The organism is Argonema galeatum A003/A1, from assembly GCF_023333595.1.
GTDB classification, from domain to species: Bacteria; Cyanobacteriota; Cyanobacteriia; order Cyanobacteriales; family Aerosakkonemataceae; genus Argonema; species Argonema galeatum.
Window position 1 is genome coordinate 62,382 of record NZ_JAIQZM010000022.1, and the last position, 23,300, is coordinate 85,681.

At 46.0% G+C, this 23,300-nt stretch carries 22 protein-coding genes; 9 read left to right on the forward strand and 13 right to left on the reverse strand.

The annotated features are described in order from the left end of the window. The first annotated feature begins 49 nt into the window (after positions 1 to 49). Positions 50 to 1,135: a tetratricopeptide repeat protein gene (locus LAY41_RS21140; RefSeq protein ID WP_249102652.1), complete on the forward strand. Its 1,086-nt coding sequence runs from the start codon at positions 50 to 52 to the stop codon at positions 1,133 to 1,135. On the opposite strand, the gene LAY41_RS21145 is transcribed toward LAY41_RS21140, so the two are convergent. Next, positions 1,128 to 1,586, reverse strand: coding sequence for a hypothetical protein (locus LAY41_RS21145; protein ID WP_249102653.1), 459 nt, complete (start codon positions 1,584 to 1,586; stop codon positions 1,128 to 1,130). The genes LAY41_RS21140 and LAY41_RS21145 overlap by 8 nt on opposite strands. Positions 1,587 to 2,034: 448 nt before the next feature. On the opposite strand from LAY41_RS21145, the gene sir reads away from it, so the two are divergent. Beyond that, entirely contained in the window at positions 2,035 to 4,062 is a 2,028-nt protein-coding gene (gene sir, locus LAY41_RS21150) for a sulfite reductase, ferredoxin dependent (RefSeq protein WP_249102655.1), read from the forward strand. Positions 4,063 to 4,328: 266 nt separating this feature from the next. Further along, on the forward strand, positions 4,329 to 6,374 hold the full coding sequence (locus tag LAY41_RS21155; protein WP_249102656.1) for a tetratricopeptide repeat protein: 2,046 nt from the start codon (positions 4,329 to 4,331) through the stop codon (positions 6,372 to 6,374). A gap of 74 nt (positions 6,375 to 6,448) precedes the next feature. Here the strand turns inward: LAY41_RS21155 and LAY41_RS21160 are convergent, their stop codons facing one another. Next, on the reverse strand, positions 6,449 to 7,285 hold the full coding sequence (locus LAY41_RS21160) for a pentapeptide repeat-containing protein (RefSeq protein WP_249102658.1): 837 nt from the start codon (positions 7,283 to 7,285) through the stop codon (positions 6,449 to 6,451). A gap of 362 nt (positions 7,286 to 7,647) precedes the next feature. On the opposite strand from LAY41_RS21160, the gene ilvD reads away from it, so the two are divergent. Beyond that, complete coding sequence (ilvD, locus tag LAY41_RS21165) at positions 7,648 to 9,333, forward strand: dihydroxy-acid dehydratase (protein ID WP_249102659.1); 1,686 nt, start codon at positions 7,648 to 7,650, stop codon at positions 9,331 to 9,333. A gap of 131 nt (positions 9,334 to 9,464) precedes the next feature. Further along, positions 9,465 to 10,289, forward strand: coding sequence for a methyl-accepting chemotaxis domain-containing protein (locus tag LAY41_RS21170; protein WP_249102662.1), 825 nt, complete (start codon positions 9,465 to 9,467; stop codon positions 10,287 to 10,289). 93 nt (positions 10,290 to 10,382) lie between these two features. Here the strand turns inward: LAY41_RS21170 and LAY41_RS21175 are convergent, their stop codons facing one another. The 5 genes from LAY41_RS21175 to LAY41_RS21195 all read right to left on the reverse strand — a co-directional run bounded on the left by LAY41_RS21175 (position 10,383) and on the right by LAY41_RS21195 (position 14,850). Continuing rightward, the gene (locus LAY41_RS21175; protein WP_249102663.1) at positions 10,383 to 11,330 is read right to left on the reverse strand and encodes a Uma2 family endonuclease; all 948 of its coding nucleotides are present in this window, start codon (positions 11,328 to 11,330) and stop codon (positions 10,383 to 10,385) included. A 76-nt stretch (positions 11,331 to 11,406) separates the two neighbouring features. Then, positions 11,407 to 12,462 carry a glycosyltransferase family 2 protein gene (locus LAY41_RS21180; RefSeq protein WP_249102664.1) on the reverse strand — a complete coding sequence of 352 codons (1,056 nt, stop codon included), beginning with the start codon at positions 12,460 to 12,462 and terminating at the stop codon, positions 11,407 to 11,409. Between the two features lie 16 nt (positions 12,463 to 12,478). Then, positions 12,479 to 13,177 carry a L,D-transpeptidase family protein gene (locus LAY41_RS21185; RefSeq protein WP_249102665.1) on the reverse strand — a complete coding sequence of 233 codons (699 nt, stop codon included), beginning with the start codon at positions 13,175 to 13,177 and terminating at the stop codon, positions 12,479 to 12,481. A gap of 229 nt (positions 13,178 to 13,406) precedes the next feature. After that, the gene (gene mraY / locus LAY41_RS21190; protein ID WP_249102666.1) at positions 13,407 to 14,516 is read right to left on the reverse strand and encodes a phospho-N-acetylmuramoyl-pentapeptide-transferase; all 1,110 of its coding nucleotides are present in this window, start codon (positions 14,514 to 14,516) and stop codon (positions 13,407 to 13,409) included. Positions 14,517 to 14,601: 85 nt separating this feature from the next. Continuing rightward, complete coding sequence (locus tag LAY41_RS21195; RefSeq protein WP_275974310.1) at positions 14,602 to 14,850, reverse strand: DUF3134 domain-containing protein; 249 nt, start codon at positions 14,848 to 14,850, stop codon at positions 14,602 to 14,604. Positions 14,851 to 15,000: 150 nt separating this feature from the next. Between LAY41_RS21195 and LAY41_RS32365 the strand changes: the two genes are divergently transcribed. Continuing rightward, positions 15,001 to 15,132 carry a hypothetical protein gene (locus tag LAY41_RS32365; RefSeq protein WP_275974311.1) on the forward strand — a complete coding sequence of 44 codons (132 nt, stop codon included), beginning with the start codon at positions 15,001 to 15,003 and terminating at the stop codon, positions 15,130 to 15,132. Between the two features lie 221 nt (positions 15,133 to 15,353). On the opposite strand, the gene LAY41_RS21200 is transcribed toward LAY41_RS32365, so the two are convergent. Beyond that, positions 15,354 to 15,914, reverse strand: a complete 561-nt coding sequence (locus tag LAY41_RS21200; protein WP_249102670.1) for a hypothetical protein — start codon at positions 15,912 to 15,914, stop codon at positions 15,354 to 15,356. Positions 15,915 to 16,560: 646 nt separating this feature from the next. Between LAY41_RS21200 and LAY41_RS21205 the strand changes: the two genes are divergently transcribed. Next, entirely contained in the window at positions 16,561 to 17,541 is a 981-nt protein-coding gene (locus LAY41_RS21205; RefSeq protein ID WP_249102671.1) for a hypothetical protein, read from the forward strand. A gap of 314 nt (positions 17,542 to 17,855) precedes the next feature. Here LAY41_RS21205 and LAY41_RS21210 read toward each other — a convergent pair whose 3' ends face one another. The 4 genes from LAY41_RS21210 to groES form a co-directional block, all read right to left on the reverse strand. Beyond that, a complete protein-coding gene (locus tag LAY41_RS21210; RefSeq protein WP_249102673.1) occupies positions 17,856 to 18,350 on the reverse strand; it encodes a hypothetical protein in 495 nt (164 codons plus the stop codon). 211 nt (positions 18,351 to 18,561) lie between these two features. After that, positions 18,562 to 18,774: a DUF433 domain-containing protein gene (locus tag LAY41_RS21215; RefSeq protein WP_249102675.1), complete on the reverse strand. Its 213-nt coding sequence runs from the start codon at positions 18,772 to 18,774 to the stop codon at positions 18,562 to 18,564. A 173-nt stretch (positions 18,775 to 18,947) separates the two neighbouring features. Beyond that, positions 18,948 to 20,588 (reverse strand): chaperonin GroEL, encoded by a 1,641-nt coding sequence (groL, locus tag LAY41_RS21220; RefSeq protein ID WP_249102677.1) that lies wholly within the window; start codon positions 20,586 to 20,588, stop codon positions 18,948 to 18,950. A gap of 85 nt (positions 20,589 to 20,673) precedes the next feature. Further along, the gene (gene groES, locus LAY41_RS21225; RefSeq protein WP_249102679.1) at positions 20,674 to 20,985 is read right to left on the reverse strand and encodes a co-chaperone GroES; all 312 of its coding nucleotides are present in this window, start codon (positions 20,983 to 20,985) and stop codon (positions 20,674 to 20,676) included. A 361-nt stretch (positions 20,986 to 21,346) separates the two neighbouring features. Between groES and LAY41_RS21230 the strand changes: the two genes are divergently transcribed. Then, positions 21,347 to 21,775 (forward strand): (2Fe-2S) ferredoxin domain-containing protein, encoded by a 429-nt coding sequence (locus LAY41_RS21230; protein WP_249102734.1) that lies wholly within the window; start codon positions 21,347 to 21,349, stop codon positions 21,773 to 21,775. A gap of 313 nt (positions 21,776 to 22,088) precedes the next feature. Beyond that, positions 22,089 to 22,733 (forward strand): response regulator transcription factor, encoded by a 645-nt coding sequence (locus LAY41_RS21235; RefSeq protein WP_249102681.1) that lies wholly within the window; start codon positions 22,089 to 22,091, stop codon positions 22,731 to 22,733. A 124-nt stretch (positions 22,734 to 22,857) separates the two neighbouring features. Here LAY41_RS21235 and LAY41_RS21240 read toward each other — a convergent pair whose 3' ends face one another. Continuing rightward, complete coding sequence (locus LAY41_RS21240) at positions 22,858 to 23,211, reverse strand: NIL domain-containing protein (protein WP_249102683.1); 354 nt, start codon at positions 23,209 to 23,211, stop codon at positions 22,858 to 22,860. Positions 23,212 to 23,300 lie beyond the last annotated feature (89 nt).

A 23,300-nucleotide genomic window follows, 5' to 3' on the forward strand; every position in this document is an offset into this window, starting at 1 on the left:
CGTAAATCAGCAAACAACCCACATTTTTATATCCTTATTTAATTAACCTATGATCGATCGAGTCGCAGCAGCGTTTGAGAGCAAAGATTATCGAGAAGCAGCCCGCTTACTCAAACAACTGGTGAAAGAATCGCCCGAAAACCCTTGGGTGCAGTTTTACGTCGCACGCCTGCACGAAGTAACTGGCAAGTCAGAAGCGGCAGAAAAAAAGTATCGCCAGCTGCTGCGTAGCACGACAATCGCCAAGATTATGGCTGGATCTCGCCAAGGATTGCAGCGTCTGGAACAAAATGAAAAACAACGACGCAAAGAAGCGATCGTCCAAGCTAAAATAGATCCCAACAATACTCAGCTAGGCGTCTTAATTCTGGAACCGATCGACAGCGAAGCCAAAACCCAAGCCGCCAAAGATTTTGCCCGCATTATGAACCTCGATCCATACAAAGCGCGGCTACTACTACCGAGTCGAGGTTGGCGGCTATATCGTACAGGTGCGATCGGAGAACTGCGACTTTACGCTCAAGAGTTGCTCAGTGCAAACATCCCCAACTTTTGTGCAACACTAGCTGATATTCAAAAAATCAACGTTTTTCGCGTCAGCCATTTCCAGTCACTCTCTCCCCAACCCACTATCGTTTGCTACAATGACCAAAATCAGATGGGTTCCTTTGGCTTTAAATGGAGCGAGGTACGCCAAGTTATCCAAGCACGGTTACCTATCTTTGAAGAAGTCGTCGATCACGACTTTCTCAAGAGATTGGAACGCAAAGTAAAAACCCAAGACTACTCCCAATTTTGCGACCTGCACCTACCCGGCAGGCGTTCCATTTTGCGGATTTACGATAGCGCCTACGAGTTTCAGCAGGGGATTGATTTTTCCGCCCAAGCGGAGATGGCTACTAACAGAAGAAACTGGAACCGCTTAATCGAGTTCCTCAATTCTCAACTGCCTCACGCCAAACTATTGTCTGATTTCACCCAGTTTGCCGAGACAGCGCTCGATCGAACCGAACTTTTAGACCGTCTCCCATCCCACATCGAGCTGTTGAGGAGGGCTGACTCCCACTGGGACCCAGCCTTCCAATTGTACAGCGGTCTAGTCTTCCTGAGATATTTTCCCTCAAGCCCTACCTAGAAGTTTTCACCTGACGAGCCATATCCAGGAACGGGTTCATATTTGCACCCGGACGTCTGCGACCATTTGTATTTGACAGAGTAAGCAAATATTTGGGAGCAAATGTGGGTTCCGGCTGGAGTTCATTTTTTCCGTTAGCACTTGCTGCGGGTGCAGCTGCTTTCGCTGGTTCCGCTTTAGCAGGTGTAACAGTTGCTACGGCGGCTGGAGTTTTAGCCGGTTCCGGCTTTGATGCTGGCGCTGACTCTGCTTTCACTGCCTTGGCGGAAGCAGGTTTATTCCCATTATCTGTCTGAGTGGCTTGGGATTCATCCAATTGTAGGAAGTATCCATCACCCTTACGAGTTTTAAGAGCGTTTGATTTGTCTTCCTTCTTGGATTTCCCAAAGCTAAAAATGCCGCCAAAAAAGCCTAGAATTCCGCCAAAAAAGTTTTTGATAAAACCAAACATTACCAATACTCCTGAAGATTAGCGAGTGGACTAAGAGACAAGTGAGGTTTCTAATTCAAGTTAAATTATGAACTTTTAGGCAAGTTATTGCAAGATTTCTTTACATTAATTAATAATTATTTACTTTATAGCTTCTTTACAAGACATCCAGGCAGGAATAAGTAATTTTACCTTTACATAAATTAACATAAAAGTTAAGAATTTCTTGACCCAGAAGGAGCGGGGGAGTGGGAGAGCGTCACAATATGCAAATTATCTGCCTAACTGATTAGCTCGCTCGACAAGCCCCGATGCCCCAGCTTTTAATCGTGTTAAAATTATGGTATTGTGCATAATTCCGACCGGAATATCGGTCTTCACAAAATCAGGGTTCAACCATCCAATCAGTCTGTGGCGGCAACGGACACCTGGTTAAAATACTTAATTTAAACTCCCACTCACAGTTCCCATGACCCAGACTCCGACTCAAACTCCTCCGGTTCCCAAACTTTCCAAAGTGGAAGGACTTAAAGAACGCAGTAATTATTTGCGGGAACCCGTTGCCACTGAGATACTGCAAGACACGAACAGCTTCACCGAAGACGCCACTCAGATTCTCAAGTTTCACGGGTCTTACCAACAGGACAACCGCGATAATCGGGTTAAGGGTCAGGAGAAGGACTATCAGTTCATGCTGCGTACCCGCAGTCCGGGTGGCTTCATTCCGCCGCAGCTGTATCTTACCCTGGATCGGCTGAGCGGGGAATATGGAAACAATACCCTACGAGTAACTACCCGTCAAGGGTTTCAGCTGCACGGCATTTTAAAGAAAAATCTCAAAGCCGCACTCGCTGCCATCATCAAAAGTATGGGGTCAACTTTGGGGGCTTGCGGCGACCTCAACCGCAACGTCATGGCACCACCGGCACCCTTTAAGAATAGCCAGGAATATAAATATGCCTGGGAGTACGCAGACAACATCGCTGACTTGCTAACTCCTCAGACTGGCGCTTACTACGAAATTTGGTTGGATGGCGAAAAATTTGTCACTGGGGAAGAAAACCCACAAGTAGTAGCCGCACGGCTGCGGAACGGGAAAGGCACTAACTTGGAGGACAAGGAAGAGCCGCTCTACGGCACTAATTATATGCCCCGGAAGTTCAAGTGCAGCGTAACCGTGCCGGGGGATAATTCCGTTGACCTGTTCTCTCAAGACCTCAGTTTAGTGGTAATTACCAATAACCGGGGAGAGTTAGAGGGATTTAACGTTTTTGCCGGTGGCGGACTGGGACGCACTCACAATAAAGAAGAGACTTTCCCGCGTCTAGCAGATGCAATTGGCTATGTGGCAAAGGAAGATGTCTACGACTTGGTTAAAGCGATCGTAGCAATACAGCGAGATAATGGCGATCGCACCGACAGGCGTCATGCGCGGATGAAATATCTGCTGGAAGACTGGGGCGTCGATAAATTCCGCACTAATGTAGAAGGCTACTTTGGCAAACAGATCCAACCCTCAAAGCCGCTGCCAGAATGGAAATATCTAGACTTCCTGGGTTGGGAAGAACAGGGAGATGGCAAGCTTTTTGTGGGTATTTCGATCGAAAATGGCCGCGTTAAAGATGAAGGCAACCTGAAACTCAGAAGCGCCCTGCGGGAAATAGTAGAGAAATTTCAGCTGCCCATTCGCCTGACACCCCATCAAAATCTGATTATCTGCGATATCGCACCAGCGCAGAAGCGGGAAATTCAGCAGATTCTCGATCGCAGCGGTGTCAAAATGGAGTCAGAACTCGACCCGCTCGTCCGTTACTCAATGGCTTGTCCTGCGCTACCCACGTGCGGTTTGGCAACCACCGAATCGGAACGAGCTATGCCGGGTATACTAGAGCGAATTCGGGCGCTGTTAGTCAAAGTAGGATTGTCAGAAGAACACTTCGTAGTGCGGATGACAGGTTGCCCCAACGGCTGCGCTCGTCCGTATCTCGCCGAACTTGGCTTCGTCGGCAGATCGCCCGACGTTTACCAACTTTGGCTGGGTGCTGACCCGCATCAGACTCGTTTGGCAGAACCTTACATCGAGAAGTTGGATATCCAGAATCTCGAAGCAACCTTAGAACCGCTGTTTGTTTATTTCAAGAAAGAACAACAAAAGCAGGAAAAATCCGAAAGTTTTGGCGACTTTTGTCATAGAGTAGGTTTAGAGGCGCTTAGAACCTTTACTGCTACCTACGAATCAGCGCCAGTTACGCTAGAGTTAACCAACGGTCATTCTGCTTCTTCTTTTATGGGCGAGACTATAGTCGAGACACTTTCGGAGACACCTTCGGAAACCACAGCTGCTGTTACTAAAATTCGGCGTCGCGTCACAGTTCGCGATGATGTTTATCAACGTCTTAAGGAAATTGCCGTCACTCAAGGCAAGCCTGTCGTTGAGTTAGCAACCGAGGCGATAGAAGCGTATTTAAACGCTAATTCAGACTCACAGCCCTCTTGAAGGGTTACCCCGACCCGAAACGTTACCGGCACTACGCCTTCTAGGCGCGATCGCTTTACAGGTTAAGGCGATCGCCCAGAAGCCTTGTTGCACCGTTACCAGGCGATCGCTACATTTATCTTAGATGTGGCGATCAGCAGAGGGGTAGAGGGGCACAGGGGAAGGATTTTAGATTTTAGATTTCAAATTGAAATAAAATCTAAAATCTAAAATTCCCCTATGCTCCCCAACTCCCCAATCTAAAATCTAAAATCTAAAATCTAAAATTGAAAGAATCTTTATTAATTGCTCTCCAACATTATCAAGCTGGGCGGTTACCTCAAGCCGAGCAGATATATTGCCAAATTCTACAAAAAGAGCCCTATAATATTGACGCCCTCCAATTACTTGGTATAACAGCCACTGGACTTGGCAAACACGAGCTAGCCATTGAATGTTTTAGCACTTGTGTCAAAGTTAGTCCTGGAGTGGCAGACTTTCATTACAATTTGGGCATGGCGCTGCAAGAGCAGAATCGTGTCGAGGAAGCTCTAGTCTGCTACCAACAAACTTTGGCACTCGAACCAAATCATGCTGGAGCGTACTACAATCTGGGCAAGGCGCTGCAAGAACAAGGTCGGTTGCCAGAAGCAACCGCTTGCTACCAGCAAGCTATATTGCTCGAACCAAACTATGCCGAACTTCACAATCGCCTGGGAATCGTTCTTCAGGAACAAGGGCTATTGGCAGAGGCAACTACTTATTACAATCAAGCCTTGACTATCGAGCCAAATTATGCTGAAGCTTATAGCAATTTGGGCAGTGTATGGTTAGGGCAAGGTGAGCTAGAAGAAGCCATTACCTACTATCAGCAAGCCTTAGCGCTCAAACCGGATGATGCCCTACTTTATAATAACTTGGGCGGTGCTATGTACAAACAGCGTCGCCTAGTAGAAGCTGTTGATTGCTATCAGAAAGCTTTGGTTCAGGAACCAGATAATCCTGTACTTTACAGCAACTTGGGCGTTACGCTTAAAGATTTGGGAAAGCTAGAGGAAGCCATTACTTGCTATCGACAAGCTCTCTTCCTCGATCCAAACTATGCCGAAGCTTACAGCAACTTGGGCGGTGCGATGAAACAGCAGAAGCAGTTACAGGAAGCTCTAGTCTGCTACCGTCAAGCTTTGGCTTTAAATCCTCACCAGGCAGAGTTTTATAATAACTTGGGCAATGCCTTGGAGGATGGGGGGGATCTGGAAGAAGCTCTAGTTTGCTACCGTCAAGCGTTAGCACTAAATCCCAAGCTAGCAATGACCCAGAACAACCTAGCCCATGCACTTCTATTTCAAGGCAAGCTAGAAAAGGCAATAGCCTACTTGCAACCAAACAGCCAACTCAATCCGAGCGATCGCTTTAGTCGAGCTTATCTCCTACTGCTGGCTGGGGATTTACAGCGGGGATTTGCCGAGTACGAAAGCCGGTGGTTAGGAGGAGAAACGCCGCCGCGTCAGTTTCCGCAGCCTTTGTGGGATGGATCTCGCTTGGAAGGTAGAACGATTCTACTCCACGCCGAGCAAGGGTTAGGAGATACTATTCAGTTTATTCGTTATGCACCTTTAGTAGCGGCATCTGGCGGTCGCTTAATAGTGGATTGTCCGGCATCCCTGATTCGCTTGTTGGAGAGTATTTCCTGTATTGATCGACTAATCGTACAGGATACCACATTGCCTGAATTTGACGTTCACGCACCATTGATGAGCTTACCGTGGATATTGGGTACAACCTTGGAGAACGTACCCGCACAAATTCCCTATCTAGCTGCGCCGGAATCTTCTATTGAACTGGAAATTCCTTCTGAAAGTAAACTAAAGGTAGGAATTGTCTGGGCAACCTATTCGAGCGGTAAGACTGCCGAAAAGCGATCGTCTCCCCTCTCTCACTTCCTCAAACTGACAGATATACCGGGAATTGCGTTTTACAGCCTTGAAAAAGACCCCCAAGAACAAGATCTAATCCTATTGCGGCAAGCAGCCTGCGTGCAAAATTTGAGTCATCTGCTCAACGACTTCGCCGACACAGCTGCAGTCATAGCGCAGTTGGATTTAGTCATCACCATAGACACATCTGTTGCTCATTTAGCTGGAGCTTTGGGTAAACAAGTTTGGGTATTGCTACCTTTTGACCCGGACTGGCGTTGGATGCTTCACCGGGAGGACAGTCCCTGGTATCCAACCATGCGACTATTTCGTCAGCCACAACCAGGAGACTGGCCCAGCCTATTCGTGCTGGTAACTCAAGCCCTGCGAAATTTAGCCAGTATAGCAAAGTGCTGAGTGCTTTGACTTTTGACTTTTGACTTTTGACTTTTGACTTTTGAGATGATGCACCCTTAATATTTGAAAAAAATTTACTCGTGACCTCTGCCATCGGGCATAATTGCCCCTTGGAGTTCGGCACCGTGTAGATTAGCCCGATTTAGATTGGCATCAATCAATATAGCCTCGCTCAAGATAGCTCCCGTCATATTAGACCAGCCGAGTTTCGCCCGGAAGAGATTAGCACCTCGAAAATTAGTCCCGCGCAGGGTTGCCCAACTTATGGTTGCTCCCCTCATATTGGCTTGGCTTAGGTTAGCACCAGTCAAATTGGCTCCACTCAGTTTTGCTCGGCTCAAGTCTGCTCCAGTCAGGTTAGTCCCCTCCAGAACCGCTCCAATGAGGATGGCACTTACAAGGTGGGCTTTCTCTAGGTTGGCTCCGCTCAAGATGGCATTCGTCAAGATGGCTCCGTCTAAGATGGCTCCACTCAGGTTGGCGTCAATCAGATAGGCCCGATTCATAGGTGCGTCAATTAGTTTAGCCCCACTCAGGTTGGCTCCCCGCATTTGAGCTTCGCTCAGAATAGCCTCGCTCAGGTTGGCCCCACTCAGGTTGGCGTTCTCCAAGTTGGCTCCCCGCAAGCTCGCTTCGCTCAGATTAGCTTCACTCAAGTTGGCTTCGCTCAAGTTGGCTGCAATCAGGTTAGCTTCGCTCAAGTTAGCTTGCAGGTTGGCTCCCCGCAGGTTGGCTTCCCGGAGATTTACACTAATTAGGGAGGCTCCCCTCAAATTCGCTCCACTTAGGTCTGCCCCACGTAAGTTGACCCCGCTCAGGTCAACGCCGATCAGAGATACTCCCCGCAGATTGGTCTCCCAAAAATCTCTCTCACCGGCAGCATATCGTCTCAGCAATTCATTGGCATCCATACTATATGTCTCATCGTGACTTTATATCTAGAGGGGAAGCGATCGCTTTTGGACATTCCCTCGTGCCAAGGAGGGTTTGCTCAAATAAATGCTTTGCCCGTACTGCTTATAGTTTGTTCCATTCATCATCCCAAATGACACAAGGTTTTGTTAAAGTCTTTTATTTTCGGCTACGCAAACCACGTTCCTTCTGAGAAAATCAAAAACAAGAGGGGTCATTGGTCATTGGTCTTTGGTCTTTGGTCGGTGGTTATTGGTTAGTGGGTAATGCGTTCTAACAACTAACGACTAACAAAGTCCTTTTGACAATTGACTTTTGACAAATAACAAATGACTAATGACTAATGACAAGGGAAAACACAATGCCGGATAATCTCAAAAGCCAAGTTGTTACCCAAGGGGCACAGCGGACGCCTAACCGGGCCATGCTACGTGCGGTTGGTTTTGGCGATCGCGACTTCACTAAACCTATTGTCGGTCTTGCGAACGGGTATAGCACGATTACCCCTTGCAATATGGGCATAAATCAGCTAGCTATTCGCGCCGAAGCTGGAATTCGCGCTGCCGATGCGATGCCTCAGATGTTCGGTACAATCACGATCAGCGATGGCATTTCGATGGGAACTGAAGGGATGAAATATTCCCTGGTATCGCGGGAAGTAATTGCTGACTCGATCGAAACAGTCTGTAACGGCCAAAGTATGGATGGGGTGCTGGCAATTGGCGGTTGCGATAAAAATATGCCGGGGGCGATGATTGCGATCGCTCGCCTGAATATCCCTGCCATTTTCGTCTACGGCGGTACGATTAAACCCGGTCATCACAACGGACGCGACCTTACGGTTGTCAGCGCTTTTGAAGCTGTGGGAGAATACAGCGCTGGTAAAATTGACGCCAACGAACTGCTGGAGGTGGAGCGCAAAGCTTGTCCCGGTGCCGGTTCCTGCGGCGGTATGTACACGGCGAATACCATGTCTTCTGCTTTTGAAGCAATGGGCATGAGTCTGCCCTATTCCTCGACTATGGCAGCTGAAGATGCCGAAAAAGCAGAAAGTGCGGAAAAATCTGCTTTTGTCTTGGTGGAAGCAATTCGCAAACAACTCCTGCCGCTTGACATTATCACCCGCAAAGCCTTTGAAAATGCTATTTCTGTAATTATGGCTGTGGGTGGTTCTACGAATGCGGTGCTGCACTTGCTGGCTCTAGCTCACTCTGCTGGTGTCGAGTTATGCTTGGATGACTTTGAAACTATTCGCGCCCGCGTACCAGTGCTGTGCGATTTAAAACCATCTGGCAAATATGTGGCGACCGACTTACACAAAGCTGGCGGTATTCCCCAAGTGATGAAAATGTTGCTGGTGAACAACCTGCTGCACGGCGACGCCCTCACCATCACGGGAAAAACTGTTGCCGAAGTGTTGGCAGATGTTCCCGATGAACCACCAGCAAATCAGGATGTTATCCGTCCCTGGAATAACCCGATCTATTCTCAGGGACACTTAGCGATTTTGAGAGGAAATCTGGCAACAGAAGGTGCTGTAGCAAAAATTACTGGCATCAAAAAGTCCCAAATCACAGGCCCAGCAAGGGTGTATGAATCTGAGGAATCCTGTTTAGAGGCGATTTTAGCTAATCAGATTAAACCAGGGGATGTCATTGTCATCCGCTACGAAGGGCCGAAGGGTGGCCCCGGAATGCGGGAAATGCTGGCCCCCACTTCGGCAATTATTGGTGCTGGATTGGGAGATTCCGTGGGATTGATTACCGATGGACGGTTTTCTGGCGGTACTTATGGTATGGTAGTCGGTCACGTGGCACCAGAGGCAGCTGTGGGAGGTGCGATCGCTCTTGTCAAGGAAGGCGATATCATCACAATTGATGCCAATGCGCGATCGTTGCATCTCGACATATCCGATGAAGAATTAGAACGCCGCCGCGCTGAGTGGCAACCGCCCAAACCCCGTTATACGATGGGTGTATTGGCAAAATACGCCAAATTGGTATCTTCCAGCAGTGTGGGTGCCGTAACCGATTTAGGCTTAGTTTAAGCCGAAGTGCGATCGATCTGTAAATGCAGATCGATCGATACTGGAAAAACTGACTACAAAAATTGCCGATTGCAGATTGAAAAAAGCCATTTTCAACCTGTACTGTAATATCAAATCTGAAGTTTGAAATCATGGTAGAGGACAACATGACAAGTTTAGAAGTAGGTTTGCTTCAGGAGGTAGGAAAAAACTTTCATCAGATTAAAGATTTTTCGACAGGAGTCACTCGCAACGCAGTTAATACGGTAACTCAAACCGTTGAGCGAGCCGTAAATAGCGTTAGCGAGACAACACACAATGCGAAAGCTTCCTTAACTCAAACCGCTGCTAAGGCAGTCAATATGTTTAATGAAGCAACTAGCAAAACAATCCATACTGTTACCAAAACAGCAGAACAGGCGCAAGATAAAATAACTCAAACCGCAGTTAGTGCTATTGATAATGTCAATTCAACAACCAAAAATACCTCTACATCCCTTGAAAATTCTCTTACTACTTTTATAAATAAACAGTTGCATGGCGTAAGAGGATGGATTGATTCTCATCCAGTCATGTCCTGGGCAACAGAAGTGTTGATTTGGGGAATTAGCCACCCTATTCTCAGCGTAATTATGATAATTTTAGGTATTTTTATTCTGGGGCGATTCATCAAAGCACTTAGTCAGTTTCTGGAGCAATTTTTCTTATATACCTTGCAAGCACCTTTCAAATTTGGACAAGTTCTTTTAGGATTGTGCTTAAAACTATTCAGTTATTTACCTTTCCTTGGAAATACGCTCAAGCAATCTGAAGGAAATATGCTGGCTTTAAATACTTCAATTGCCGCATCAGTTAGTCAGAATAATAAAGAACGACTAGCGTATATCTTGAATAGGTTAGAAGCAATCAGACAAGAACAAAACCAGCTTTTGCAGGAAGTAACCGCGATACTGGCATCAAGCGAAAATTCACGTTAGCCTGACGACTGAAGTCGCGGCTACACAGACAAAGCCCGCCTACGCGGGCTAATAATCAAGGCGGTATTAGAGCCGGATTGCTCGGTTTCGGGACTATACCCCAAGCACCCTGACTTGTTCTACAGTTAAGCTAAGCGCCGAAGCAACTTGTTCTACACTCAACCCCATTGCCAACAACCGAGGAATGGCATCCCTTTGCGCCAGTTCAGCTTGTTGTCGCGCCTGAGTTTCAGCGAGTCGTGCTTCAACGGCAGCGGCGAACGCCTGTTCTGCACTTTCGGCCCTTTGGCGTTCTTGTTCGGCTCTTTGGCGTTCTTGTTCGGCCCTTTGGCGTTCTTGTTCAGCTCGTAAATGTTCCAGTTCCGCTCTTTCCGAACCAATCAGCAACAAATTCCCCTGTTCGTCCCACCACCTCAGCCAAAGTTGAGTTTGGTTTTGATAGTTTCCGTGCCAGAGTCCCAATTCTACACCTAAAGGCAAAACAGGATAATGACCCCGTTCGTTGGGTTCTAGCAACCGATAAAACCCATCCACAAAGCGATAAACTTCTAACTTGCCGTTGGTGACTTCATAGATGCCGTAGTAGGGAATTCGCATGATGCGCTCGTACACCCAAAACTTCCCCGGTCTGGTAACTTGATTACCAGAATAGGATAAAGCTGTGCGATCGCGCTCCTGTGAGCCATCGCCGCTAGCAAACTCCAAAACAATTAATGGAGCGATAAATTCCCGCCACAGCACGTAGGAACGACGAATCTCATCATTTACCATCGGCGCTACATTGGGTACGTAGAACCAATCAGGAGCTTCAGCGCCTTTTTCCGGGGGGTCGGTTTCGCGCCAGTAAATGCCGCAATCTTGTCCGATCGCGTATTGTCCGTCGGGATGCAGTTGTTGTAAAATTAGGCCGAGGGAATCTGTCAAAATAATACTTTGGGGATGCTCCTGGAAGTTTTTCACAAAAGTACCATCTTCCTCCGGCAATTGAGTGTGGTCGGGAAAAGGAGGAGGTAATTCGATCGAAGTGAATTTATTAGTCATAGGGCAGCTACCTTAACCCGTAATCTTTCTCTATTTTGTCAAAAAATTCGGCTTTTTTACAGCTATTCAGCTAATTTTACAACCACTCTATTGTCTTTGCTTGTTCAGATAGTTTCGCATCCCGTTGTCCAGCCGATCGCGCTTGTGAATTAATCAGATAAATGGGAGTATTTAATAATTCAACTAAAGTCGCTTTGCCGAGCGTCGCTTTAACGCTAATAACTGGCAACTCCTTCAATAGCCAACGACTCAGACGATAGAGATATTCTCTCACGGCTAGTTCCTTCGTCAAATTCACGCCGTATAGTTCGTGCAAATATCGATTTGAACGACCATAGCGTCGCCATTGGCTTTGAAATTCTCCTATTGTAGATCGATGCCGATGTTTTACAATAGCAGTTGGTGCAAAAGATATCTTCCACTCAGTTTCTCGTTGAATTCGCCAACAAATATCCGCATCGCCGCCAGTAGTCAGGTAGGGTCTAAACAATCCTACTTGCTTAAAAACTTCCTGTCGAATTGCTAAGTTAGCAGTTTGACCGTAAGGACAAAAAGGATGCGCTAATGTATATTTTTGGGATAAAATCTTCTGAGTTTCAGCATACTTTTCCAGTAGCGTTTTACCAGTCAGTCCTTCTACTTCACCTGCTACGATACCAACAGATGAATCGGCAAAAGGTTGAATCAGGTTTTCTAACCAATTGGATTGAGGACGACAATCAACATCGGTAAAAGCGATAATTTCACCTGTGGCGGCGCGAATTCCCGTATTGCGTGCGGCGTAGGAACTTTGAATTTTGTTTTCCGTGAGGTGACGAATTGTTAGATCGTTTAGCCCCCCTTGATAAGGGTGGTTGGTGGGATCTGCGGTGGTTTGGAGGATAGCAGAGGTACGATCGCTACTCTCCAAAGCCCCCCCTGCGGGCGGGGGGGGTTGGGGGGGGTTAACGCTTTGGAGGATAGCAGAAGTGCGATCGTTACTTCCATTATCCACCAGCAAATATTCTACCCGGTCAGTTGGATAAATTTGAGCTTTTAAACAACTGATTAAATCTGGTAAGTCTGCTTCACCATTGTATATCGGCACAATCACCGAAACCTTTGGCAATATAGTTTCCTGTTCGTTACTCATAATAATTTATCGTTGGTTAGCGAATAATTTCTACTTCCGTTCCTTGTTGCACAAAGCGATATATTTCATCAACATCTTGATTTTTTAAAGAAATGCAGCCCCATGTCCAATTTGAACCCTTTTCTATCCAATCATCATTTGGTGTACCGTGAATACCTATCTCGCCGCCGATGGAATTATTCCAATTTATTTTATTACTAAGCTTAGCTTGGAAATGTTTCCTCCAGGAATATTTATTCGGATAATCTAACCATAGGAATTTTGACCAAGCCGGATGGGGATAGAGGTCTTTTATCTTAAATCTTCCTTCTGGTGTTCTCTTGTCGCCTTCTTTCAATTTATCGTCTACTGGGTTATCCCCAAAAACTACCGGATAAGATTTAACAGGTTGTTTATCGTAATAAATTATCAATCTGTACTTTGATTTCTCAATCAATATGGAAATTTTATTCTTGTCGCTTTTATCTGCACCTAAAATTTGGGCGATTTGCTTATCATAGTTCAACAATTGATTTCCCACAATTTTTGGATGGTTGATATTTGCAGAACTATCATCTTCACAACCAGTAAAACAAAGAACATCCAATAGGTAGCGCGGGGGGACGGCATATCCCAGACGGGCAAGTTGTAAGTAAAGGCAGAAAATAGCAACTAGCAGAACGCTAAGCGATAAAAGATTTCTTCTACGATTACTTTGTGTTTTTTTGACAACCATTTAACCAATTTAAAATGAATAATGAGTGGGATTAAGTACAGGACTTACGCACTGTCACGAATCTGACGGGTTTGAAGTAGGGACACGGCATAGATAAGATTTCTCTTTCACAACAAGACTTTTTATGCCGTGTCCCTACGTAGCCATCGCTGAAACGACGTATTATCTTAATATTCCCGGTTTCTACGTAAGTCCTAAAGTAGAAAGATGGGCAATGCCCACCTTACTGCTAACAGATGAACAAACAAAGCAAAGCTAGAATTGCGTTAATCGCGTAGAATGTGCCAACGACTTGGATTTCCGACCAGCCGCTGAGTTCTAGATGGTGGTGTAGCGGTGCCATTTTAAACAGCCGCTTACCAATACCATCAGGGCCTTTTGTAGCTTTGTAATAACTAACTTGTGCGAGTACCGAAAGGGTTTCCACAAAGAAAATACCGCTAAGGATAAATAAGATCCAAAGCGTGTTGCTCAGAAGCGCAACTGATGCTAAAGCACCTCCCAAAGCGAGGGAACCAGTATCTCCCATGAAGACGGTAGCTGGGTTGCGGTTATGTGCTATAAAACCTAAACAACTGCCACTCATGCAGGCGCAGAAAATCATCAGTCCGGGGTAGGAAGGAACTGAAGCGCCTAGTCCGAGTAGTGCGATCGCACAGAGTCCACCTGCGAGTCCATCCACACCATCTGTTAGGTTGGTAGCGTTACTTTCTGCTACTAGGACAAATGCAGCTAAAGGCCAGAACAATAATCCCAATGGTAAAGCTAAACCAAATGGTAAAACTACTGTTGCGATACCTGCTGGTTGACTCAAAATTAGCCACAAACAAAATAGGACTGCAAAACCAATTTGCAAGGCTAATTTCATTTGTGGCGAGATGCCTTTATTGGACTTGCGGCGTAGGATTTGCCAATCATCTAACCAGCCGATAAATCCATAAGCCAGTGTTAGCGCTGATACAGCCAGTACGGGCGCAAGGTTTGGCAATTCCAAAGTAAAGCCAGACCACAAGAGAGCAACGAGAACCCCTACTGGTATAAAGAACACCCCGCCCATTGTGGGGGTGCCGCCTTTTTTCAAGTGGGTTTGGGGACCATCTTCGCGAATTACTTGTCCGGTTTTGAGCGATCGCAAAATTGGCACCACCCAGTAGCCTAGCCCAGTTGTTGCAGCCGCACAAACCCAGAAAGGCAGCGTCAGGGAAAAGCTGGGGTTAAAAGCTCTATTTGCTTGATAATCGCAAAGTAGCGCCACCAAACTGAGCGAAACGGCTAGCAACACAGACAGGCTAGTTCCTGAGAAGTTTAGTAACCTGAATTCCAATGATTTAGCATCCACAGAACTGCTATTTCACTCCACACAACAAATTTAGACTTCTAGACAATCATTGGTGAATCGGCATTAAAGATTTGCTCTTGAGTGGTCAATCTGCGTCATCAGCGATGTCGTCGTCATCATCTCCAGCGTCGTCACCATATACGATGTCATCGCTTCCTATGAGTTGATCGATGTCTTCCTCCTCGTCTAAATATCCGCCAAGATCGTCTTCCGCACGCGCCAGTAGGCGACCTGTAGCTTCTAACCAGTCCAAAATTGAAGTCTCTTGCTTGAGGGGAATCACAGCAGCTGGCTGATCGATCGGTTCTTCACGCAAAGAAGGGTTATATATCATACGAAGGTTTAGCGGCCAAACATTATAAATTAGACTATTAGAGTTTAGCAGTTACAAATAAGACTTACGCTTTTCTCCCCCCAAGGCAAGGGCCCCGCAAGGCAAGGGGGAAGAGGACTTTTCTCTCCCAAGGCAAGGGCGGTCGGCAGGGTGGTTTCATACAAAAAAATAAAAATTATCATGCTGATGAGCGATCGCTCGTCTACAACCAAAAAGTATGAATGCGATCGAGCAGTTACAGCTAGTCCCGGACTATCGGCACATTCGGGGAAGCCGACATGAATTGTGGTTGGTATCGTTGCTAATATTACTGGGGGCAATGACCGGGTATTGGGGCTACCGGACTATCCCCCAAGCACAACGGGCTTTAGCCAACCAACTCCCAAAAGTTTTTTCTTTTTTTGTATGAAACCACCCTGCCCTCCCTGTTGCGGGGAGGGGTTTCTACGAATTTGGCAATATATTTAATGATTTTGGTTGCATGAACAATTATCCATTAGAAATCAAAGCAAACGGAACGAGTTGAGAAACCTTTGAGTATTTTCAGATTCAGATGTCATTCCCACGACAACATACAGCCGCTTCTTCACCATATATACCCTAGCTTTGCCAGGAGTACCATCGCTGAGACTAAATTCAAACTCTTTGCCAGGATTGTCATCAATTGAAATGCTTCTAGTTCCTAACAACTTAGCTTCAGCCCCTTTAGCAAAGTCAGCAGGAGTATCATCCAAAATTTCTTTAATTTGTTCGGCACTCAATTCATCTGCATTAGGAATATCGGTGTAGTGAACTAAGAAAGCCGCTTTTTCCAGAGAAAGAGTGTATGAGTATTCGACTGAGCCATCGTCGCTGGTTTCGCTCTCTTCTTTAGGCGTACCGGGCATCAAGACAGCAAACCCGCCTGAAGCCGAAGAAAACTCGCTCCAATCGGATTGAGCTACCAAAACTGACGGTTGGATTGCCCCTAACTGTCTGAATTGGAGGCTATTTTCCGCTCTGACGGTCGTTACTAGGCAGAGGGGAGCGGCTAGGAGGGCGGTAGCTAGAAATTTCAATTTCATCTTTAGAGTGGCTCCAGAGTCGGTTGACAGCCTTTTATAGAGGATACACTGATAGCGATGCCAAATTCGTATCCTGCTAACTTTTCTGGTTGTACGACAAAACAGATGTAGAAATTGTTCCCTCGGCGGGATGAAGCGAAATGCTCTTTTGATTTTGTAACAAAGGTAGAGGCAAGGTAAAATAGTAAGATTTTTTTTAGTTGCGATCGCCACCAAATTCCTATTCTTTCTGTGTTTGAGTATCAAGTTTTAGATTTTGTACAAATTTCACGTCATCGGGATTATATGGAATGTGGCTGTAATGAGTGGTGTGAATTTAAGCTTTCTTTATTTTTTGGCTTAATTATGAAAATTGAGTGAAAAATGAAATAGATTACACTGTAAAGTCTTTATTTTGGCAAGGCAGCTTTGTGCTTGCGATCAATTCAATTATCCCTTAGTAGTGGGGCCTAGTCAAATTATGGGTAGATTGGGTAGGTTTCGTTGAGGAAAGGGCAGCACAGATGCGTAAGCAGATTAAGCTACTAAGTAAGTAGAAATACTGTAAAAAAATCTCTAAATCGAAACCTTATTTGTCCAGTAAAGTAATATAATATTATTTGACCATTTGACTATATTCAGCAGCCAACGAGGAGGAGATAAGAGAATGATTAACGAAATAGCATTACTGGACGGACTTTCTCAAAACTTTCAGAAGACAAAAGATTTTTTGAGCCAAACCACTGGAAATGCAGTAACTTCTTTAACAGAAGCAACAGAAAAAGCTAAAGGCTCATTGAATGAAACTGCTGATAAAGCACAATATACTCTTGATAACACGACTAGCCAAGCCATTAATATCCTCAATCAAGCCTTCAACAAAGCTGTGGCAACAGTAGCTGAAACTACTGAAAAAGCGCAGAATACTCTATCTACAGCTGCTACTAAAGCTGCTAATAACGTCACGGTAACTACAAATAAAGCTGTTGAATCTGTAGCTCAAACTACGGAGAAGGCAAAAGATGTAATCACCCATACCACTGGTCAAGCCGTCAATAATGTTAATCAAGTCACAAACAAAGCTCTCGCAACCGTTACAGAACTTACTGAAAAGGCAAAAGGGGCTTTATCCGAAACCACTAACAAGGCTGTTGCCAATATAAATGAAGTTAGTGAAAAAGCTAAAGCTTCTTTAGAAGAGACTATTCAAAAAACTGAAGGTCTGAGCTTGTCATTTTCTGAGGGAATTCAAACTGCTTTTACTTCATTTATCAATGACTGGCTGAATAAACACCCACTAATCTTATGGGTATGGAATCACCCCTTGCCAAGTTTAGGGATTTTACTTTTCATTATTTTATTAGTAGTTTTCTTAGGATCGGGACTTTTAAGATTGATAACTAGCCTGTCAGAAAAAGCATGGATATCTATTTTTCAAGTACCTTTTAAACTGGTTCGGGCTGTTTTCGGATTTGGTTCTCAATCGTTGGATAAGGTGAGAGGAAATGAATTAGTTACCGCCGCATCAGGTTTGACTTTTAATACCAGCGAGCGTCAAGGGAGGATGGTAAATATTCTCAGTAGGCTAGATGCAATTAAGCAGGAGCAGGAGGTACTTTTACAAGAATTAGCAACATTGATAAAATAATATTTTTGAAGGCGAAGTAAGTAAAGGTTGTAGGTTGAGTTGAGGAACCAAAACCAAGTTATAGCTAGGGACTAGGGGCTTTCTTGCTAGGGACTAGGGAAGAGGGAAGAGGAAAAAGCTTACTCTGTAAGGGATTATGGACTAAAGGTAACAGTTGGAGTTGCCTTAATCGCCCTGGCGGTTGCTATATTAGGCTAAGTGGTTAGTTTTCGCTAGTCAGAATTATGATGAATTGTTGGATTAATTGGTTAAACTCTGTCGCTGCGGCGGTATTTTTGCGATAACGATCGCGAATCAGGTTTTGATAGGATCTCTCAAAGTTCTCTGATAGTTTGATCTGAAATTCTCCCGATCCGTTCACAAGCTTCCTCCGCAGTCATAGCTTTTCGGCTTTCCAAATTATCAAGAGCCTCTTCAAGAGCTTCAGATAATGCTTTTTCATAAGCATTTTCTTCTCGTTCAATTCTACCCAGAATTGCGTTTATGAGACGCTTACATCCACTAGAATAAGCAACAAAAGCATCTTGCTCACCTTTAATAGCAATCCAAGCTAAAACCAAAGCCAAACCAAAACGACTTAAGAATTCAAAAATCCTATCCCATATCCCTTTAGGTGGTTCAATAACCACATAGGCAAACGTTGTAAGCAATTCTCGCACTTCATCGGGAAACATCTCCCAACGATCTTCGACCATAACAGCTAAAGCATTAGCCTTTTGTCCAAGTTCCCAAAACCGTGAAGAACTAGAAGTGCGAGGTTGGAAAATCTGTCGAATTTCTGATGGGCTAATTGTGATGGTGGCGGACACTCAGCTTACCTCCCGACCTTTGCGCTTACAACTGCTAGTCAGTTGTAAGCAAAACGATATTTATACCATAATATTTACATTTTAGCAATAATTCGCTTGAACCATAAGTTGCAGTAACTCGCCATTTTTTTTACCCGACCAACCCATCTCCACAACTGTTCGTACTTCATAGTCCGTGAGTTCACGTTTAAGTGGTCGTGGAACACATTCATCAAGCAGGAGTCGCATCAGCAATCAACATTTCCTTTGCCAATTGGAGAACTCTGACGGCTTGTTCGCGACTGACACTGGGAAAATGGTCTAGAAACTCATCAAGCGAATCACCTGCTTCCAGATAATCAAGCAAGGTTTTTATGGGTACGCGAGTACCGACAAATACAGGAGTTCCCCCTAATATATCTGGGTCGCTATGAACAACACGCAATAGAGATGTGATAACAGTTAAATTCTCGGTTGCGGATGATAACGTTTCGATTCTGGCTATAAGCTATCCTACTCTAACAGCGGTTCCAATAAAAAAACAGCTACCTCCACCAGGAAGTAGCTGTTTTTGTAAAAGGGCAGGGGCAAGGCATCTTGCCCCTGCCCTACTGAAAATTAGTAATCGTAGTCGCCGCCACCCATACCAGCGCCAGCGCCAGCACCAGCACCTTCCTTCGATTCGGGCTTGTCAACTACGATGCACTCGGTAGTCAGCACCATACCAGCGATCGAAGCGGCATTTTGCAGAGCGGAACGAGTCACCTTGGCGGGGTCAACGATACCAGCGTCAAACATATCGACGAATTCGCCTTTGGCAGCATCGTAACCAACGTTGAAGTCCTTCTCTTTGACGCGCTCAGCGATGACAGCACCGTTTTGACCGGCGTTTTCAGCAATCCGCTTCAGAGGAGCAGACAACGCACGAGAGACAATCAAAGCACCAGTCAACTCTTCATTTTTGAGATTTTCGTTGGCCCAAGCTTCTACTTGAGGTGCCAGGTGAGCCAGAGTCGTACCGCCCCCAGGGACAATACCTTCTTCTACGGCTGCCTTGGTGGCGTTGATGGCATCTTCCAGGCGCAGCTTGCGATCCTTCATTTCGGTTTCGGTGGCAGCACCAACCTTAATTACGGCTACACCACCAGCGAGTTTAGCAAGACGCTCTTGCAGTTTTTCCTTGTCGTAAGAAGAATCGGTTTCTTCCATTTGACGGCGGATTTGTTCGCAACGAGCTTTGACAGCTTTTTCATTGCCTTCGGCGACGATGGTGGTGCTGTCTTTGGTGATGGTGATGCGGCGAGCTTTACCCAGCATATCCAGCTTGGTGCTTTCCAGCTTCAGACCGGCATCTTCGGTGATCATTTGACCGCCGGTGAGGACGGCGATGTCTTCCAGCATAGCTTTGCGGCGATCGCCAAAACCAGGAGCTTTCACGGCTGCTACGTTCAGCACGCCACGCAAGCGGTTGACTACCAGGGTAGCCAGAGCTTCTTTTTCAATATCTTCTGCGATAATCAGCAGAGGACGACCAGAACGAGCCACTTGCTCTAGTACTGGCACCAAGTCTTGCACTAAGGCAATCTTTTTGTCAGTCAGGAGGATGAAAGGCTCATCTAGAATCGCTTCCATCCGTTCGGCGTCGGTAGCGAAGTAAGGAGAGATGTAGCCTTTGTCAAAGCGCATCCCTTCGGTGATTTCTAGTTCGGTAGTCATGGACTTCCCTTCTTCCAGGGAAATCACGCCTTCCTTGCCTACTTTGTCCATCGCTTCGGCAATCATCCGTCCGACTTCTTCGTCGTTACCAGCAGAGATTGTGCCAACTTGGGCGATAGCTTTAGAATCTTCTACTTGACGGGCGTGTTGGGCAATCTTTTCTACCAGGAAGTTGGTAGCTTTGTCGATACCGCGCTTCAGGACAATGGCATTAGCACCGGCGGCGACGTTACGCAGCCCTTCTTTTACGATCGCGTGGGCTAGTACGGTAGCGGTTGTGGTGCCATCACCGGCGGCGTCATTAGTCTTGGAAGCGGCTTGACGGATTAGTGCTACGCCGGTGTTTTCAACGTGGTCTTCCAGTTCAATTTCTTTGGCGATCGTAACGCCATCATTGACAATCTGAGGTGCGCCGAATTTCTTCTCCAGCACGACGTTACGGCCTTTTGGCCCCAGGGTGACGGCCACTGCTTCGGCCAGAATATCCATACCCCTTTCTAGGGCACGACGAGCGTTTTCGTTGTATATGATGCGCTTAGCCATAGTTTTGAACGATTTTGGATTTTAGATTTTGGATTTTGGATTAACTTAGCACTGAGTACTCAGCACTCAGTACTTAAAAAGGCATTTAGGAAACGATGGCGAGAATGTCTTTTTCTGAGAGGAGAACGTATTCTTCGGTGCCAAGTTTGATGTCTGTGCCAGCGTACTTGGAGTAGAGAACTTTGTCGCCGATTTTCACTTCCATTTCTTGACGCGCGCCGTCATCATTGCGCTTGCCAGGGCCAACCTGGACCACTTCTCCCACTTGGGGTTTTTCTTTGGCGGTTTCGGGCAAATACAGCCCACCGGCGGTCTTTTCCTCGGAGGGACTGACTTTCACAAAGACGCGCTCGCCTAGTGGTTTAACGGTAGAAACGCTCAGAGATACTGCTGCCATACTAAATTTTCTCCTACTATAGTTTGCGATCGATCCTTGGTCAAAAGGTCATTGGTCAAAAGATTACATTTTTACCTATGGCCCTGGCCTCAACTTGAGTTTAGCACTCTCATCCCCTGAGTGCTAATTTAACCGAGATGGAGTGCGATCGCAACAAATTTCTTTGTACGGGTTCCCGAACTTAGTCAGAAGGGGCTAGGGGCTAGGGGCTAGGGGCTAGGGAAGAGGGAAGAGGGAAGAGGGAAGAGGGGGAAGATCTGCAAAATCCGACTCCAGGTCTCCCCCACTCCTGCGACCAGATGCGTAAATCGTGATTTGGAGAGACAATCATTTGAGGGGATTAATGGACGATCGCACTACAATGACAGAAAACTCAGTAGCTTTGGCAGATGAAGCGTCAGACGACAACGCCTTCGCAGCTTGCGTGCAAACCTTGGGACTGGGCCAAATTCAACGGCATATTTTTATCTGTGCAGACCAAACCAAACCCGAATGTTGCGCCAAGCAAGCTGGTTTGGAATCTTGGAACTACCTGAAAAAACGGCTAAAAGAATTAAAACTCGAAAAGCCAACACCCACTAGGCCCAGCTGCATCTTTCGCACCAAAGCGAACTGCTTGCGAGTTTGTGCCCAAGGGCCAATCTTAGTAGTTTACCCGGATGGCGTTTGGTATCGCAACGCGACTCCTGAAGTCATCGAGCGGATTATCCAGGAGCATCTGATTGGCTCACGGGTCGTCGAAGAATACGCCTTCTTAACCCATCCTTTGCCAGAACCTTCTACAATCTGAACAGAAAGTTGAGTTAGCCCACAGACCTTTAACGAACAGAGGGTGCGATCGATCCCATCCGTAGAAGGGGTGATTATTTTTTACTGGACTTATGTAAACTTTCCATATTATCATTACAATTAAACACCCTACTTACGTATTACTACTAGACTTACTTCTGTTTTCTAAGTAGTGCTGAGTTCCAGTGCCGTATGGCAGTTGTTACCTTACTCACAGGTCATACCCAACAGCCGATTCAGCCAAATTCAGATAACACGACGTGAGACAATTTGTAAACTCGATCGACTTACTCGCAATGGACCAGTGGCACAGCATGAAAGAAACTCGCCTCAGAGATGCAAAACGACTGCTACTGATAGACGATGACCCCAACCTAATCCTGCTAGTTAAGGATTACCTGGAATTTCGGGGATACGAAGTGCTTACAGCAGAAAATGGTCGGCAAGCACTGGAATTGCTCGAAACGGACAAAGCTCACCTGATTATCTGCGATGTGATGATGCCGGAGATGGACGGCTATACCTTCGTGAAGCACGTGAGAGAAAATCCAGAATCCAGCTGGATTCCGGTTCTATTCCTTTCGGCAAAAGGTCAAAGCTCCGATAAGGTCAAAGGTCTCAACACGGGAGCAGATGTCTATATGGTTAAACCATTTGAGCCAGAAGAATTAGTAGCTCAAGTGGAATCTTCCCTCAAGCATACCGAGCGGCTAATAGCCCACCAAGCCAAAGGAGAAGATGGCCAGAAAATCCAAGTTCCCTTCGATGTGCAGTTAACGACGACCGAACTAAAAGTGGTACAGCACGTGGCGCGGGGTCTATCCAACCGGGAAATTGCCGACGAACTAGGTGTGAGTCAGCGCACGGTAGAAAGCCACGTTTCCAATATGCTGGGTAAAACGGGTCTGCATAACCGCACAGAACTAGCACGTTGGGCAATTGAAAACAGCATGGCGTGAATCTAGCCAAAGATTTGAGTTTGGCGAGCAACGCTCAAGCAAACAACCCATACTGCACCAAACTCGTCCACTGCTTTGGCATTAGTCGCAATTAAGGCATCTACCAAGCCTCATTGCTGAACTTTTACCAACTGTCTTCGTGAGAACTGGAATCGTGCCAGACTTCCAGATCCAAATCATTAATGTAAATTAAAGCACTGCTAATCTGTTGAGGAGTGCCTTTGAGTTCCAAGTCAAACCAGCCATCATCCCTTGCGTTTGCTGAAAGTAAAGCGGCGGCAATATTGACTGTGACGCCGTGCTGAGAAATCAACCGGGAAATGACTGGTTCCTGATGATAATCTTTGGGAATGCGAAGTCGAATGCGAATTTGAGTGAGCCTAAGATCATCAGGAGAAGTTTGAAGATCTGCTTTCTGGCTGAGGCCAGTTGTGTTAAATTGCTCTGATGGACTGTTGTTGCTATTTTGAATTATCATTTTAGCCTCCGTAATGGGTAGATAATAGGTGATAGGTAATCCCAGATTGCCAATTTCAGATGGGAAATTTAAAAATTAAATTTGAAATC